This is a genomic window from Streptomyces sp. S.PB5, from assembly GCF_030403745.1.
Lineage (GTDB): Bacteria > Actinomycetota > Actinomycetes > Streptomycetales > Streptomycetaceae > Streptomyces.
Genome location: NZ_JAQMWP010000026.1, coordinates 79,668 through 96,048, shown reverse-complemented (window position 1 = coordinate 96,048; position 16,381 = coordinate 79,668). Strand labels below are relative to the sequence as shown.

The following is a 16,381-nucleotide window of genomic DNA, read 5'->3' as shown; positions in this document are numbered from 1 at the left end:
GTGCGTTGCACGGCTGGTCGGGCACGGCCCGCGGCTTTGCGGGATGAGGGGAGCGTGGCCATCGAGGCCGCCCTCGTCGTCCCGCTGCTGATCATGTTCTTGTGTCTGGCGATCGCGGGCGGCCGGCTCGTCACGTCCGGTTCGAAGATCGACGCTGCGGCCGAGGACGCCGCTCGGGAGGCGTCCATCCACCGCACCGTCGCCGCCGCCCAGGACGCCGCGCACGCCGCCGCCACCGAAACCCTCACCGACCAGGGCATCACGTGCGCCTCCACGAGCGTCGCCGTCAATGCCGGAGGGCTGGCGGTTCCGGTCGGCCAGGTGGGAACCGTCACGGTGACTGTGACCTGCACGGTCTCGCTGTCGGACCTGCTGCTGCCCATGCCGGGGACTCGCACGCTCACCTCGACCGCCACGTCGGTGGTGGACCAGTACCGGCAGCGGGAGGACTGATGATCTTCCAACGGCGTGGCTTGCAGGCCGGATTCGACGACCGGGGCGGTGTCACCGTGTTCGTCGCGGTCTGCGTCGTCGCACTGCTCGGCATCATCGGCCTCGCCGTCGACGGCGGCAGCCGGATGCGCGCGGTCGAACGTGCGGACTTCATCGCCGGCGAGGCGGCCCGCGCAGGCGGGCAGGCGATCGATCCCGCGCAGGCGATCACAGGCGAGGCCATCGTCGTGGGCCCGCAGGACGCGGCAGCCGCCGCCCGCGCCTACCTCGGCTCCGTCGGCGCCACCGGCACCGTCAGCGTGTCCGGCGACGGCACCACGCTCACCGTCACGGTCACCGACGCCTACGACACCAAGTTCCTCTCGGTCGCCGGGATCGGCTCGCTCGCAGTGACCGGCCACGGCAAGGCCACCCTCCTGTACGGCGTCAACGCCCCCGAAGGAACCTGATGCGCACCCCCTCCTCCCCCGCCACCAAGTCCAGGCGCACGTTCACGCGGTTGACCACGGCCGTACTGAGCCTGCTCGTCCTGGCCGGCGCCATCGTGGGGCTGCCGCTGCTGCTGGCCTGGGTCACCCCCGTGCTGTGGGAGTCCGGCCACGACGACCTCGCGCACCTGCTCGACCAGCAGGACACCGGCTCGGCCTTCCTGCTGCTACTCGTCGCAGTGGGCTGGATGGGGTGGACGCAGTTCGCGTACTGCACCGCACGTGAACTGATCGCGCAACTGCGCGGCCGGACCTGGCACGCACCGCGCGGGATGAGCAGCTCCCAGCGGGCCGCGGCCCTGCTGATCGGCAGCGTCCTGGTGCTGCTGCCCACCAGTTCGGCCCTGGCCTCCGACGCAGCGGCCGCACCGTCCGCGACCGCGGCCCGTGTACCTGCCCAGGCACCCGCTATGAACGCCACCACGACCGAGACAGCGTCCGCGGCTGCCGCCAACACTCCAGCCCCGACCTACACCGTGCGCGAAACACGGCCGGCGGAGAGCCTGTGGAGCATCGCCGAGCGGGAACTGGGCGACGGCGAACAGTGGCGTCAGATCGCCGCCCTCAACGAGGGCCGCACCATGACCGACGGCCACATCTTCCGCTCCAACGCCTTCCTGCAGCCCGGCTGGCAGCTGACCATGCCCGCCGGCAACGCCTCAGCGGAAGGCGCCCGCACACAGTTCGACCATGCGCCTGCGGCCGAAGCGAGCACCCACCAGCACGTCGTGGAGCAGGGCGACTACCTCTCCAAGATCGCCGCAGAGGAGCTCGGCGACGGCAACCGGTGGCCGGAGATCTACGCAGCCAGCAAGGACCGGCCACAGCCGGCCGGGCTACCGCCCATCACCGATCCGGACACCATCTACCCGGGCCAGCACGTCATCGTGCCCGGCTCCCCCACCAACTCGGACGCACCGCCGGCCAGCGGCCACAACGGCGAGGACGAACAGAAAACCCAACAACCCGCTCCCCCGGCCGCCCCCACTCCCGACAACCACCAGCCCGGCAACGAGAAGGAGAAGGAGGAGGCGCAGCCCCCGAGCTCATCCACCACCCCGGCACCGGATCCCTCTGCCTCCCCCACGCCGTCCAGCCGCCCCACTCCGCAGCCAGGGCACGAACAAGAGCAGCAGGGTGCCCCACCCGAGACCGACTCCGCCAATCCCCCACCGAACAACACCGGTGCCCCTGCCACAGCCACTCCCTCACCCGAGGCATCCGCCCCGAATACCTCCTCCCCGGCGGCGCCGGAGTCGGCCCCGACGGACGGCACGCTGAACCTGCGCGTCGTGCTGGGTGCCGGAGCACTGCTGGCGGCCGCCGTCACCGGGGCGCTCGCCCTGCGCAGAACACTGCAGCGCCGTCGCCGCACACCCGGCGAGAAGATCGCCATCGGACCGGAAACGTCCACCGCGGAGGCACAGTTGGCGACAGCCGCCGAGCCAGGCGGAGCCGTCCGCCTGGACCTCGCCCTGCGGACCCTGGCCCGCCAGGTGTACGACGACGGAGCCGGGCTGCCGGCGTTGCGGGCCGCGCGGATCGGCGCCCGTGCCCTCGAAGTGCTGCCCGAAGACCTCACCTTGGAACCCCTGGCCCCGTTCACCGCCGGAACAGCCGGCTGGTGGACCTTGCCCGACGGCGCCGTCCTCCTGGACGAGGAGGCCGCCCGCGAGGTGCCGGCTCCGTATCCGGGGCTGGTCACCATCGGCAGCACCGACGCGGGCGAGCTGCTGCTGCTCAACCTCGCGGCGATGCCCGCGCTGCTGCTGGACGGCAGCGCGGTCCACATCACAGAGGTGTGCACCTCGCTCGCCCTGGAGATCGGGATGAGCCCATGGGCCAGTGACGTCGAGGTTGTCACCATCGGGTTCGGAGAAGATCTGCCGCACCTGCTGCCCACCACGCGGATCGCCCACATGCGCCAGCCCGCGCACGCGCTGCGGGATCTGAGCGAACGGCTCCTGGAAGCCCACCAGATACCCGACACCCGGCAGCCGCCCTATCTGCTGCTGTGCGCGTCGGTGCTGGACGCGGACACCGCCTGGCAGTTCGCCGAGGTCATCGACAAAGCGGGCACGGTCCCCGTCACCCTGATCGCCCCTGCGTCTTCGGCCGCCGCGCACTTCCCCGGCGCGGAGATCCTCAACGCCTCGCTCAGCACCCCGCAACACCTTGACCACGCCGGCACCGACATCACCATGCAACGCCTGGAACACGCCGCCTACCTGCAAATCACCACCGCCCTCGCGGTCTCCGGGCAGCCCGCCCACCCAGCCGAAGGACCCTGGCAGGACGTCCCGGACGAACCCGATCCGATGCCTGGGCCGGTGCGGCCCCAACAGCCCGCTGCGGATGAGGCCAGCGCGCCCGCACCCGGCCCGGACGACATCCCGGTGCCGCAGACCGCGCCGGACTCCGGCGCCACCGGTCAAGCCTTTGCGGCACTGGTCGCCGCCAGCACCGATCCGTCCGGGCTCCGTCTGCTCCCCGCCGCATCAGCTCCAGACCATGGCCACCAGCCAGGACCCGCCGCTACGGCACCTCCTCCGGCGGCAGCGAGGCCTCCCGTCGGTGACAAGCCGGTGACGGGCGACGGCCACGAGCACTTTGACGACAGCAGCGGCGAGGCACCTGCGGCAGAGGCGCCCGCGGCGCATGACCTGCACGCGCCGGAAATCCGCGTCCTGGGCCCGGTCGAGGTGGACGGCGTCGCCGCCTCCGGGCACGGTCCCCGCATCGGGCAGCTGGCCGCACTGCTGTACTTCCGGCCAGGCCGCTCCGCCGACACACTGTGCTCCGACATGGACCCCGTCAACCCGTGGAGCGCGAGCACCCTCAACGCCCGGCTACGCGGCCTGCGCAGTGCCCTGGGCAACGACCCCGCCGGCAACGCCTACGTCCCGCGCCGTCGTACCGGCGACGACCCCTACCACCTCTCCCCCGCCGTGCGCTGCGACTGGACCCGCTTCCTCCAGTTCGTCGAGCATGCGCTACCGCAAGGGCCGACTGGTCTCCCGGATCTGGAGAGCGCCCTGGCGCTGGTGCGGGGACGGCCGTTCGGCTCGAGGCCGATGCCCTGGGCAGGGCCCCTCCAGCAGGAAATGATCACAAGGATCATCGACGTCGCCCACACCGTGGCCACCCATCGCACCTCGCCCGGCCCGCACCACGACCTCAGCGCCGCCCGACAAGCCATCACGACCGGCCTCGAAGCCGACAACACCGCCGAACTCCTCTACCGCGACTGGATGCGCATCGAACACGCCGCCGGAAACCGCTCCGGCCTGCACACCGCCATCACCCGGATCCAACAGGTCAACCACACACTGGACTGCTCACTGGAAACCGAGACAGAACAACTGATCAACGAGCTCCTCCACGGCACCGCTAGGGAACTGCGAAGGTCTGTACGATCTGCGGGTCTTCCAAGATTTTCGTAGTCGTTGATGGGGTCAACTGGCTTGTGGCGTCGGCTGGTTGGCTGGGTCATCCTGACTGTGAGCTGTTTCCAACCTCAGTTTGAGGCGCTGAGGTGAAGAGTGGTGACTGCCTGGACGAAGGCGGAGATGCGGGTCGTGCCGCAACGCAGTTTGCGCAGGAGGCGCCAGGTCTTCAGGGTTGCTATGGCCTGCTCGCCGAGCGCGCGGATTTTGGCGTGGGAGACGTTGACCGCTCGCTAACCTATGGACAGCTTCTCCGTGCGGCCTCGGTACGGAACCCGCACGGTTCCGCCAGCGCCTTGGTAGCCCTTGTCGGCCCAGCAGCGGATGTCGGCGTTGGCCAGGGCGTCGATGATGCCGTGGGTGCGCACGGCGCGGATGTCGTGGACCCCGCCGGGCAATGCAGGCGAGGCCCACAGCAGACGCCCGAATGGATCCGCGATGACCTGGACGTTCATTCCGTGCTTTCGATGCTTTCCGGAGTAGTACGGCCGGTCTGCGGCGATCCGGTCGATCGGCAGGAGCGTGCCGTCGAGGATCACGAACGCTTTGCGTGACGCTGCTCGGATGGCGCGGCGGTGAGGTCCGGTGGGAGGGCGGCCAGGATCTCCACCGCCTCAGCCACGTACCGGTAGACCGTGGCAATGCCGATGCCGAAACCGGCTGCCAGCTGGGCTGTAGGACCGCATTCCGAATGTCCCGCTCCGTTGTGGTGACCTGCCGGTTCTCGCTATGTCTCATCTCCGGGCCACTGCATCGTGTCTCACGATCTTGGCCTCCTACGGCTGAGCGGAATCTCGGCCAGATCTTCGCGGATGATGGCATGGCCTCGCTACCAGGGGACCTCAACGAGCGCAAGTGCCCTCGGCGGCGGTGAGTGTGGTGGGCCATGGCCCTCAGGAGCGCAGGGCGGCCTGGGCCAGCACAAGGAATTCGGCGTGGGCCTGCGGGAAGTGGTGTGGGGCGGTGGCCAGTGCAGCGGTCACCGTTTCCGCGGCCGATGCGACATCGATAGGGCCTTCGAGGCGAACAACGTTCAACGGCTCGTCGACTGCACTCAGGGCCCTGTCGCGGGCCTGGCTCAGGGCGGTCGAGGCAGGAGCCTCCGACCAGGCGACGGTTGCCTGGCGCGCCTGGTCGACTCTGCCAAGGAAGGCGACGTAGGCGCTGCGGCGGACGTGGCGCCGTGCTGCGGCGACCTGGTCGCCCAACGTCTCGCGTGCCACCTCCAGTTGGGCGTCGGCCAGCCGCTGAGCTGAGGCCCAGGCGGCGTCGGCCTGGCGCTGGGCGCCGCGGACGGTGAAATATCCGGTGATTGCGCTGCCGCCCAACGCCGAGACGACAGCCAGCACCGCGGTCATTAGTTCGTTCACGGTGATCGTCCACCTCGTCCTGGAGCGGGCCGATTCCTGCCCCAGTGTGTCCTGCGAGTGCCGACTGGGGCAGGGGCCGAAGGGGTCAGCGAACTCGACAGGGAGTCGGTCTCCTCGGCGTCAACCAACTGGCACACTGGCGCCAGGGATGCGGAAAGGGGGACCCCGCCGTGGCCACGCAGAGGGAAGGGGCGTCCGGTAGAGGCGTCCGTGTTCATACTCGTCCGGTCAGTGATCTTGACCCGTTCATGCTGGAAGTCCACCGGACGCTGGAGGTTCCGGAAGAGCGCGATCTGCCGCCGCTTCCACATTACGTCCGGCGGCCCCACGACCGGCTGCTGGGACGAGCAATCGAGGGCGCCCGGGCGGGGACCAGCTCGATGGTGGTTCTGATCGGGGACTCCTCGACTGGTAAGACACGAGCTTTGTGGGAGGCAGTCCAAGGACTGCCCGCGGAGTGGGGGGTCTGGCATCCGATCGTCCCCACTCCAGTAGTGGCCGCCGCGTCTGGACTTCCCGAAGTCGAACCGCGCACCGTGGTCTGGCTCAACCAGGCAGAACGCTACTTTTTTGCCGAGCCGGTGATCGGGGGGCCAAGCGTGTCGGGGGAGACGATCGCCGGTCAGCTGCACGAGCTACTGGCCGAAACCCGCCGAGGGCCCGTGCTTGTGCTAGCCACGCTCTGGACGGAATCGTGGTCCGTCCTCACCACCGAGCCCGAGGGCGTTGGGGCAGACCCATATCGGGAAAGCCGTACCCTCCTCACTGACATCGCTGTGTCTACGCACGTACCCCCTGCCTTCTCCGATGAGGAGATGGTCAGGCTGCAGGAACTGACCCGAACCGACCCACGGTTGGCCCAGGCGGCGCGCGATGCAGAGGACAGGCAGGTCATCCAGTTCCTGGCTGGCGCTCCGGCTCTGATGGACCGCTACCGGAGTGCCGATCCGGGCGCCAGGGCGCTCATCGAGGCGGCGATGGACGCCCGCCGTCTACTCAGCGGCATTGACCTGCCGCACACCTTGCTGACGGCGGCAGCCCAGGGGTACTTGACCGACAGGCAGTGGAATCAGCTGCCCGACGACTGGGCCGAAAAAGCGCTGCGCTACGCGCTGCGCCGCGTACGTGGGGTCCCAGGACCCCTGACGCTCGTCCGCTCCCGTCGCGGCGCTCCCGCTCTGGAGCAGCCTTCGTACGACCTGGCGGACCATCTTGAACAGTATGCGGGCAAGGCCCGCCGTGGTGTTCGCGTTCCCGCGGCCCTGTGGGATGCACTGATCAGACTGATCAGTAGTCATCCCAAGCCTGCCGCCCGCTTCTTCTTTCTTGCCAGGGAAGCCCGCGACCGTGGCCTTCTGAGGATCGCCACATGTCTTTATACGCGCGCGATTGAGAGCAGTGCCTATTTGATGGAAATCGGAGAGGTTGGCATTATCCATGGGATGTTCGAAGAAGAAGCCAGGCTGTTGCGAGACGCAGGCCGCATCGACGAAGCGATCGAATGGTATCGGTGCGCGTTCGACATGGGCAGCGTTCATAGTTCCTCCTACATAGCCTGGATGCTGGAGGAAACGAACCGGACCGACGAGGCCATCGACTGGTGGAAGAAATGCGCCAACTCGACGGAAAGTAGCGTCGCCGGCGAAAAGGCGGGAAACTTACTGGAAAAGAAGGGGCGGCTCGAGGAGGCGCTTGCGTGGTGGCAGCACTGCTCTGAGCAGCACTGGCCCGGCAATTACTATGAACGTCCCCATATGAGGGCACTCGCGTTGCTCGCGAAGATGGGTCGGGTAGGTGACGCCATGTCCTGGTGGTTGCACTACGAAGGTGGCAGCCGCCACGAGATCGACGACGTTGAGGGCAGTGCCCAGGAGGCGTCCGGAATCCTGGCGGAGGCGGGCTGCGCCGAAGCGGCCATCAGCTGGTTGCATACCCATCGAACCTGCGTGGCCGACAACCGTCTGGATGTCATGCTCGACAGCTTGCAGCTCCGTATAGAATGGTCTTCACGCTCCGCCGAGTTCGATTCTACCGGATCCGCCACGGGAGCCGATGGCATCGAAACAAGAGGGGAATCATCGTCTGCAGCGAATAGCGCTGAGAGGCCGCAACCTCGGCAGCCACAAGACGTCGATCTGCACGAATCAATCATTAGGCGCATTAATGCATACATATGGTCCGAAGACATCAATTGCATCATTCAGGTAACCGAACTTGCGGCAGGCGCCGACGAGGCGGAGGAATGCCTTAGGCGCTCGGGGTATAACGGTGCACGCTTCGATACCGGTGACTCTGAACTGGATATTCTCTATGTCTCTACGGCCCTGTGGATGGCAGGCCGTGGTGAAGAAGCCGTCCGCTGGTGGAAGTTCCTTGGCGAGTTCAGTCGGACGAGAATAGCCCGCCTCGCTACGAAGCTACTGGAGGACACGGGGCGAGCGAACGAAGCCATCCTTTGTGTCCAGGCACGCGCTGAGGTCGGCGACACACATGCAGTGGCGGACGCGGTCCGCCTCTTGACTGAAGCCGGCCGAACCGAAGAGGTCCTGGCCTGGCTGCCGACCTGTGCGGTGACCGGGAACCGGGTAGCGCTCCCCATGATGGTTCAAGTGCTGCGCGGGACGGGCCGAGCTGCAGATGCGGAGAAGCTCGAACGGTACGGGTGGGAACCGGACGGATTGCCGGCGGAGCGCTGGGAGGCCGTGCCACCCGCCCCTGGCCTGTTGGCCTGAGATCAGGGGCGCGCCTGTCCCACGAACAGCCGTGACTCACCGAGCAGCCTTCGCTGCGCGGTCGTCTCTACAGCGGCGAACGCAGGGAAACGCCTACGCCTCCGCTCAGTTCGTCTCACCGCACTGTCCCTTGGGCCGGACAAAGGCCACTGTCAATGAGATAGGGACATCGGAAACGCGAACCTACAGCCGCCGTAGGTCCGCAATTGGAATGTCTTGTTCCGCCGTGACGACCTGGGCTTTCCTGGCCGTCTCATTCGAGGGACACGGAACTTCTGTCTCGCGATCTTGGCCCTTTTGCGCTGTCCCCGGACTCCTCGGAGGGTTCAGTTCCGCTATCCGCCTCCAGGTTGCCAAGAACGACTCCAGGTCTGGGAACTGGCCGACGCGCGCCGGGTGACGTCAACCGGGCAGTCATGCGGCTGCGGCTTTGGGAAGCAAGGTTCAGTTGTCGGCCGGGCGTGCGGCCTCGATGACGCCGTGGATGGCGTCGCTGATCCGGTCCGCTGCGGCATCTGGGTCCGGCTGTCCGGCGTCCAGCCAGCCGATGACGGCCTCGATGGTGAAGACGGGAATCACGCGCGCCGCCCAGTCGAGCCAGGGTCCGGCGGGCAGGAGCGCGGCGAGGTTGCGCTGAGCGACTTCGCTCGAAGCTGCGGTGAGGCTGTCGATGAGGTCGCGGAATTCTGGCTCCCGGGCGGCCTGATGGAACAGCAGCCGGAAGGCGTCGGGGTCGGCCGCCGCAGCACGGACCAGGGCGGGAACCGAGTTCTCGTCGAAGTTGTCGCTGCCCACGTTTTCCGCCAGACGGACGCAGGCTCGATCCAGGACCGCTCGGTACATGTCGGCCTTGGACTCGAAGTGCCGGTAGAGCATCACCCGGGTGATGCCCGCCTCGGCGGCGACGTCATCAAGACCCGTGCCGACGAAGCCGGCGCGTGCGAACGCCCGAGTGGCGGCATCGAGGATCTGCTCGCGTCGCTCGGCCCGCCGCATCCGCTTCACCGGCTCAACACCACCGGAGCCCGTTCGCTCTGCCACCCAAAACCTCCTCTTGTTTACGTGCGAGTATACAAGTATGTTCGTTTAAGTCTGAGTATACAAATTTGCGTATCAGGAGCTGCCGTGACCGCCCAGCTGCCCTTCGAACAGACCGGTCCCCTTCAGGTCCCGCCGCTGCTGCGCGAGCTGCAGACGCAGGGAGCCGTCCACAAGATCCGCACGCGCGTCGGCGACGACGCCTGGCTCGTCACCGGATACCACGAGGTGCGCCGACTGCTCGACGACCCCCGGCTCGGCCGCTCCCACCCCTGCCCGAGCGCCGCCGCCCGCTCCAACGAGTCGGCCCTCTTCGGTGGGCCGCTGGGCAACTACGCGACCGAGAAGGCCGACCACGTTCGCATGCGTTCGTTGCTCCAACCCCACTTCACACCCGGGCTCATGCGTGCCTTCCGTCCTCGCGTGGTGGCCCTGACCGCGGAACTTCTCGACGAACTCGCGCGCCAGGATCAGCCGGCCGATCTCAACGCCGCTCTCGCGCTCCCGCTGCCGATCCTCGTCATCTGTGAACTGCTCGGTGTCCCGTACGACGACCGAGCTCGGTTCCGCACCTGGACACAGGCCGCCGCCGACGTACTCGACCGGCCCCGCTCGGAGCAGGGTCTGGGTGAACTGTTCACGTACGGAAAGGAATTGGTTGCCCGCAAGCGCCGCGAGCCCGCCGACGACGTGATCTCACGACTCTGCGCGACCGACGGCGTCGGCGACGACGAGGTCGCCATGCTGGCGATGGCCCTGCTGTTCGCCGGCCACGAGACCACCGTCGTCCAGATCGGCCTCGGGGCATTGCTGCTGCTCTCGAATCCGGACCAGTGGCAGGCCCTGGCGGAATCTCCCGACCGGATTCCGGATGCTGTCGAGGAAATCCTGCGAGCCCCGGGCAAAGGCGGCGGGGGCATACCCCGCTACGCCCGCGGCGACTTCGACATCTGCGGTGTCACCATCCGAGCTGGGGATCTCGTGATGCTGGACAACGGCGCCGCCAACCACGACCCCGCTGTCTTCCCCGACCCCGACCGCTTCGACGCCACCCGCCGAGCCGCCTCCCATCTCACCTTCGGACACGGCGCGCGCTACTGCATCGGCGCGCCTCTGGCCCGCATCGAGCTGCAGGTCGCCCTCGCGCAGCTGGTCCGGGGCCTCCCGGCGATGCGGCTCGCCGTACCGGTCGAGGAACTGGCGGTGCGTGGTGACGTACTGACGGGCGGCCTCGTTGAACTCCCCGTGGTCTGGTGATCAAGATGAGCCGCCCTGTCTTCTCCCGGCTGTATCCCCGCATGAGCAAGGCCATGGAACAAGCGGGGATGGCCGAACACCGCCGCACCCTCCTCGCCGGACTCACCGGCGAGGTGGTCGTGATCGGTGCCGGGGACGGTGCGAACTTCCTCCACTACCCGCCCACCGTCACCCGCGTACTGGCCGTCGAGCCCGAACCACGCCTGCGGCGCCTCGCGGAAGCCACCGCGCGCCAGGCGCCCGTCTCGATCGAGGTGGTCGCCGGCAGCGCCGAGGAGCTTGCCGTGCCCGGCGAGAGCTTCGACGCCGCGGTGTTCGCGTTCGTGCTGTGCACGGTCCCCGATCCCGACGTGGCCCTCGGCGAAGCCCTCCGCGTACTCAGGCCAGGTGGACAACTGCGTTTCCTGGAACACGTCCGTGCCGATACGCCCGGCCTCGTCCGGGTCCAGCGTCTGCTGGACGCCACCGTATGGCCGGTCCTCGACGGCGGCTGTCACACCCGGCCGCGACACTCAACAGGCCATCACACGGGCAGGATTCGCCATCGAACACCTCGACCGCTTCCTCTTCCCCCAGACGCGGACCCCTGTCTCCTTCCATATGCGGGGAACAGCGTCTCGAAGCTCAAAGCCGCAGTAGGCGGCTGGATCGAGTTTGTTGTCCTGACCGAGGGCACCGGACCGTTCGCTGGAGCGTGCGCTTCGTCACGTGCCGACATCGGGGAAATCGACACAATGAGCTGCACGAATGCGGCACAGGCTGAAGCCGCAGCTCGGCTGTGAAGCAACACGATCTGCGGAGGACTCGGTCTTTAAGGGACGCAGCCGGCGAGTGAGACTCCGGCCAGGTCGGCGGCAGTGCAGGGCGATCCCTCGGACCGGCGTGCGGTCGTGGTGACACGGCTGGTGGGCTGTAGCGCCCCCGAGTCCCGGGCCCGCCGGTCCGCGGGATCGCCGCCTTGGCGGCCGATCTAGGCTGGGCTGTCGCGGCCGGACCGGCCGGAACATGCAAGGGAGCGAACAGACGTGGCCGACGAGGAGCAGGAACTGGCAAACGCGCAGCGGCGCCACTGGCAGCACACCTATACCGCCCACCCGGGCATGTACGGCGAGCAGCCCTCGGCTGCGGCCGTCCACGCGGCCGGCGTGTTCTGTACGGTCGGCGCGCAGGACGTGTTGGAGCTGGGGGCCGGTCACGGCCGGGACGCGGTGTACTTGGCCCGCGAGGGCTTCAGCGTCCGGGCCGCCGACTTCAGCGCCGTCGGCCTGGAGCAGCTGCGCGGCACCGCCGAGGCCCACGGCGTCGACGACCGTGTCACCACCGCCCTGCACGACGTGCGCGAGCCGCTGCCCCTGCCGGACGCCTGCGTGGACGCGGTCTTCGCGCACATGCTGCTGTGCATGGCCCTGTCCACCAAGGAGATCCATGCCCTGGTGGGCGAGATCCGCCGCGTCCTGCGGCCCGGCGGCACCTTCGTCTACACCGTGCGCCACACCGGCGACGCCCACTTCGGTCAGGGCACCGGCCACGGCGACGACATCTACGAACACGGCGGCTTCGCCGTGCACTTCTTCGACCGCGACCTGGTCGACGCCCTCGCCGACGGCTGGAACCTCGACGAGGTCCACGCCTTCGAGGAGGGCGATCTGCCACGTCGTCTGTGGCGCGTCACCCAGACCCTGCCCCGCTGACCCTTTGGCGGTGCGGGTCACAAGGGGCTCTGTCGCCGGGGGGGTGGCGGTGCGGGGGTTCGGGCCTGAGCCGGCGGCGGGTCGGTTATGGGGTGTCGAGGGCGTGGGCGAGGTCCTGGATGAGGTCGTCGGCGTCCTCCAGGCCGACGGACAGGCGGATCATGCCGTCCGCGATGCCGCGCCTGGCGCGCTCGCCGGGGTCGACGCCGTGGTGGGTGGTGGTGATGGGCTGGGTGACCAGGCTCTCCACGCCGCCGAGGCTGGGCGCGATGGCGAACAGCCGCAGCCGGTCGACGACCGCGGCGGTCTGGTCCGCGGTCGCGTCCAGGACGGCGCTGAGCATCCCGCCGCCCGCGCGCATCTGCGCGTCCACGATCCGCTTCTGCTCTCCGGTGGCCAGTCCGGGGTAGTTGACCCGCAGCACGCGGGGGTGGGCGGCCAGGAACGCGGCGACGGCCGCGGCGGCCTCGTTCTGGGCCCGCACCCGGACCGGCAGGCTGCGGATGGAGCGGGCCAGCAGCGACGCGGTCTCGGGGGCGATCGTCTGGCCGAGGTTCTTGCGCCACATCCCCACCGGGGCCAGCAGCTCACCCGGGCCGATCAGCGCGCCGGCGGTCAGGTCGGAGTGCCCGCCGAGGTATTTCGTCGCGGAGTGGACGACCAGGTCCGCCCCGTGGCTGAGGGGGTTCTGGTTGACGGGGGTGGCGAAGGTGTTGTCCACCACCGTCAACGCCCCAACCGTACGCGCCTGTTCGGCGATCGCCCAGATGTCGAAGACCTCCAGGGTGGGGTTGGAGGGGGTTTCGAAGAACACGATCCGGGTGCGGTCGGTGAGCACCTCGGGCAGCCGTTCGACTTCGTCGCCGCGCAGGAAGGTGGTGGTGATGCCGAGCTGAGGCAGGTTGGCACCGAGGAGTTCGAAGGTGCCGCCGTAGACGTCGCCGAGGCACACGATGTGCTCGCCGGTGCGGGTGTGGGCGAGGAAGGTGGCGGCCTCGGCGGCCATGCCGGAGGAGAAGGCGAGAGCCTGCTCACCCCCTTCGAGGTCGGCGAGCTTGGCCTCCACGGAGCGGATGGTGGGGTTGAGGCCGTAGCGGGTGTAGAGGTTGCCCGGCGTGCGGCCCTCGACGACGTCGAGGAGGTCGGCGGTGGACTCAAACGCGAAGGTGGAGTGCGTGTACAGCGGGGTGTGGATGGCCCCTTGAGGGTCACGGTGTTCGCCGGCGTGCACGCTGCGGGTGGACAGGGACTGCGCGGTGGTGTCGGTCATGCCTCTCCTGGTTCTTCGGTCCTCAACGGGCGGGTGCGCCGCCCCTTACCGCGCGGCAGCCACCCCCGAGTGGTGCGTCTGCCGCCGTCTCGATGTCGGTCGGTCGTACTCCAGAGACCAGCGACAGCCGCCCCGCCCGCCGGACACGAGCGGGGCCGAGACCGCTGGCGGTCAACCGGCGAAGGAGAACGGGCGCCGCTGCGGCAGGCATACAGCTGTGCCCCGGGCTGGTCGCGGTGTTCTTCGCCATGAACTCCTCCGCAAATCTATGGAATAGCCTAGGCGGGGGCGAGTACCGCGGCCCATGTCCCCTGGAGCCGGATCGCGCCCGGGCCGCCCCGCCGCGCAGGGTCCACCGGCACCACCGGGATCAGAGCGCCAGAGTTCAAAGGATCTGTAGAGGATGAGGGGCAAGGTGTGAGCGGGGTCCGGACGGTGGAGGGGGCGGGGCTGCGCTGCGTGCAGGTGCTCCTCAAGTTGCGTCAGCAGATGGCCGACGCACTGCCCGGCACCGTCTTTCACGTGGTCACGGACGATCCGGCGGCCTCGCTCGACCTGGACGCCTGGTGCCACATGACGGGCCACACTTTCCTCGGCGAGCTTGAGGAGCATCAGCGTGCCGACGGGGTTCCCGTCTATACCCTCCGGCTCGAAGAAGCCGCCCAGCCCACCGATCCCGCACGCCCCTGGCACCCGCAGGACTGAGACTTCGCCCTGCCCTCAGCCGCATACGTCCAGTTCACAGGGGCGCGGACGGCAAATGCGATGATCACGCCACACGGGCTGGCCGAAAGTCCTTGCTTGTGAGCTCATACTCTAGATATCTTTTGAAAACCAAACAGCGACCGGAGGTGCCATGTCGGAGCGGGAGGTGCGGGAGGGCCTGTTCGGCCAGCTCGCTCGCATCGGCAAGGCCACCAGCAATCCCAAGCGGATCGAACTGCTCGACATTCTGGGGCAGGGACCGCGGTCCGTGGAGTCGCTGGCCACCGTCACGAACATGACGGTGGGCAACACCTCCAGCCATCTGCAGGTGCTGCGCCATGCCCGCATGGTGGAAACGCGCAAGGACGGCACGAAGGTCATCTACTCGCTCGCCGATGAGCGGGTGGCCGGCTTCGTGCGCGAGCTGTGGTCCCTGGCGGACGCGCGTCTGGCCGAGGTGGGACAGCTCATCAAGGAGTACCTGCACGGCGAGGAGACCCTGGAACGGGTCACCAAGCAAGAGCTGGTCGCCCGCTCGTTGAGCGGCGATGTCTTCATCATCGATGTACGGCCAGCCGAGGAGTACGCCGCCGGGCACATCCCGGGCGCCAGGTCCGTGCCGTTCGACGAGCTCACCGAGCACCTGTCCGATCTGCCGTCGGACATCGACATCGTCGCGTACTGTCGTGGACCGCACTGCGTCTTCGCTCCGAAGGCGGCACAGATTCTCAGACAACGGGGACTTCGGGCGATGGTGCTCGAAGACGGAATGCCGGAATGGCGTCAGGGGGGACTTCCTGTGAGCACTGTCAGCACCTAGCCGACCGGCCGCGGCAACCGCGGTACCGGATGACAGCGTCACCTTTCTCATGGCCGGGCGCACCGCCCCGGCGCGTCCTTCGACGCGCCCACACTCCCAACCCCGGCCGCAGTCCACGCGTCACCACGAGGTCGCCGACGCGACCCCGCGATTTGACGTGCACTTGTCATGCTCGTGAACTGTAGGGGCGTACGTGAAGAAGAACCGACTGGTCCTGGCTCTCGCCTGCGTCGCCATGGCGGCCACCGCCTGCGGCAGCGCGGACGCGCAGAGCAACATCAACAGCAAGGGTGTCCCGGAGAAACTGCGGGTGGGGATCATCCCCAACGTGGCACCGGACACGCAGGGAGCCAAGTACGAACCGCTCCGCGACTACCTGGCCAAGGAACTGGACGCGGACGTCGAACTGTTCGTCGCCACCGACTACGCGGGCGTCGTGGCCGCGCTCGCGGCCAAGAAAGTCGACGTCGCCTACGTGGGCGGCCTGACCTACGCGCAGGCCGAGGAGCAGGTCGACGTGACACCGCTGGTCACCGAGACCGACAAGGAGACCGGCACCAAGGAGTACCTGTCCGGCATCGTCGTGCGCAGCGACTCCCCGTACAAGAGCGTCAAGGACGTCCTGGACGCGAAGGGCAAGTTCGCCTTCGGCGACGTCAGCTCCACCTCCGGCAGCCTGTACCCCAGGATCATGCTGAACGAGGCGGGGGCCACCTGTTCACCCAAGTCGATCGACCAGTGCCCGCCGCTGTCGAAGGTGTCCTTCACCGGCGGTCACGACGCCACCGCCCAGGCCGTGGCCAACGGGTCCGCCGACGCCGGCGGCCTGGAGGTGCGCATCCTGCACCGGCTGGAGCGCGACGGCGCCGTCCCCGAGGGCGAGCTGAAGGTCCTGGAATCGAAGAAGGTCATGGGCTACCCGTGGGTGATGCGCGCCGAACTCGGGGACAAGGCGGCGGCGTCGATCACCGGGGCGTTCAAGTCGATGAAGGACCGGGAGCTGCTCGATCTGATGCAGACCACCGGATACCAGCAGGTCACCGAGGCGGAGTACGCGCCGCTGAAGAAGCAGGCCGAACAGCTCGGACTGCTCACCTCCGGGCAGTGACGG

At 68.3% G+C, this 16,381-nt stretch carries 13 protein-coding genes and 1 pseudogene; 10 read left to right on the top strand and 4 right to left on the bottom strand.

Annotated elements, in window-relative coordinates; translation table 11 throughout:
- Positions 1–54: 54 nt before the first annotated feature.
- The 3 genes from PH203_RS43400 to PH203_RS43390 are packed head-to-tail and all read left to right on the top strand — an operon-like array spanning position 55 to position 4,384.
- On the top strand, positions 55–453 hold the full coding sequence (locus tag PH203_RS43400; RefSeq protein WP_289927732.1) for a TadE/TadG family type IV pilus assembly protein: 399 nt from the start codon (positions 55–57) through the stop codon (positions 451–453).
- The gene (locus PH203_RS43395) at positions 453–902 is read left to right on the top strand and encodes a pilus assembly protein TadG-related protein (protein ID WP_289927730.1); all 450 of its coding nucleotides are present in this window, start codon (positions 453–455) and stop codon (positions 900–902) included. Before PH203_RS43400 ends, PH203_RS43395 begins: the two co-directional genes overlap by 1 nt.
- Positions 902–4,384 (top strand): LysM peptidoglycan-binding domain-containing protein, encoded by a 3,483-nt coding sequence (locus tag PH203_RS43390; RefSeq protein WP_289927728.1) that lies wholly within the window; start codon positions 902–904, stop codon positions 4,382–4,384. The genes PH203_RS43395 and PH203_RS43390 overlap by 1 nt, the downstream gene beginning before the upstream one ends.
- Positions 4,385–4,458: 74 nt before the next feature.
- On the opposite strand, the pseudogene PH203_RS43385 reads toward PH203_RS43390, so the two are convergent.
- Together PH203_RS43385 and PH203_RS43380 are read right to left on the bottom strand one after the other, a co-directional pair.
- Positions 4,459–5,072 (bottom strand): annotated as a pseudogene (locus PH203_RS43385) (transposase family protein); the annotation flags it as partial.
- A 208-nt stretch (positions 5,073–5,280) separates the two neighbouring features.
- Positions 5,281–5,757 carry a hypothetical protein gene (locus tag PH203_RS43380; protein WP_289927727.1) on the bottom strand — a complete coding sequence of 159 codons (477 nt, stop codon included), beginning with the start codon at positions 5,755–5,757 and terminating at the stop codon, positions 5,281–5,283.
- Positions 5,758–6,005: 248 nt separating this feature from the next.
- Here PH203_RS43380 and PH203_RS43375 point away from each other — a divergent pair, with 248 nt between their 5' ends.
- Positions 6,006–8,489 (top strand): tetratricopeptide repeat protein, encoded by a 2,484-nt coding sequence (locus tag PH203_RS43375; protein ID WP_289927725.1) that lies wholly within the window; start codon positions 6,006–6,008, stop codon positions 8,487–8,489.
- A 444-nt stretch (positions 8,490–8,933) separates the two neighbouring features.
- Here the strand turns inward: PH203_RS43375 and PH203_RS43370 are convergent, their stop codons facing one another.
- Positions 8,934–9,530 (bottom strand): TetR/AcrR family transcriptional regulator, encoded by a 597-nt coding sequence (locus tag PH203_RS43370; protein ID WP_289927724.1) that lies wholly within the window; start codon positions 9,528–9,530, stop codon positions 8,934–8,936.
- 84 nt (positions 9,531–9,614) lie between these two features.
- On the opposite strand from PH203_RS43370, the gene PH203_RS43365 reads away from it, so the two are divergent.
- The 3 genes from PH203_RS43365 to PH203_RS43355 all read left to right on the top strand — a co-directional run bounded on the left by PH203_RS43365 (position 9,615) and on the right by PH203_RS43355 (position 12,475).
- Entirely contained in the window at positions 9,615–10,784 is a 1,170-nt protein-coding gene (locus tag PH203_RS43365; protein ID WP_289927723.1) for a cytochrome P450, read from the top strand.
- 5 nt (positions 10,785–10,789) lie between these two features.
- Positions 10,790–11,566, top strand: a complete 777-nt coding sequence (locus PH203_RS43360) for a class I SAM-dependent methyltransferase (RefSeq protein WP_289927773.1) — start codon at positions 10,790–10,792, stop codon at positions 11,564–11,566.
- A gap of 243 nt (positions 11,567–11,809) precedes the next feature.
- On the top strand, positions 11,810–12,475 hold the full coding sequence (locus tag PH203_RS43355; RefSeq protein WP_289927721.1) for a class I SAM-dependent methyltransferase: 666 nt from the start codon (positions 11,810–11,812) through the stop codon (positions 12,473–12,475).
- Positions 12,476–12,560: 85 nt separating this feature from the next.
- Here the strand turns inward: PH203_RS43355 and PH203_RS43350 are convergent, their stop codons facing one another.
- Positions 12,561–13,745 (bottom strand): PLP-dependent aspartate aminotransferase family protein, encoded by a 1,185-nt coding sequence (locus PH203_RS43350; protein ID WP_289927720.1) that lies wholly within the window; start codon positions 13,743–13,745, stop codon positions 12,561–12,563.
- Positions 13,746–14,162: 417 nt separating this feature from the next.
- Between PH203_RS43350 and PH203_RS43345 the strand changes: the two genes are divergently transcribed.
- The 3 genes from PH203_RS43345 to phnD all read left to right on the top strand — a co-directional run bounded on the left by PH203_RS43345 (position 14,163) and on the right by phnD (position 16,378).
- Positions 14,163–14,450, top strand: a complete 288-nt coding sequence (locus PH203_RS43345) for a sulfurtransferase TusA family protein (protein WP_289927718.1) — start codon at positions 14,163–14,165, stop codon at positions 14,448–14,450.
- A gap of 151 nt (positions 14,451–14,601) precedes the next feature.
- Positions 14,602–15,270 (top strand): metalloregulator ArsR/SmtB family transcription factor, encoded by a 669-nt coding sequence (locus tag PH203_RS43340; protein ID WP_289927717.1) that lies wholly within the window; start codon positions 14,602–14,604, stop codon positions 15,268–15,270.
- Between the two features lie 193 nt (positions 15,271–15,463).
- Positions 15,464–16,378, top strand: a complete 915-nt coding sequence (gene phnD, locus PH203_RS43335; protein WP_289927716.1) for a phosphate/phosphite/phosphonate ABC transporter substrate-binding protein — start codon at positions 15,464–15,466, stop codon at positions 16,376–16,378.
- Positions 16,379–16,381 lie beyond the last annotated feature (3 nt).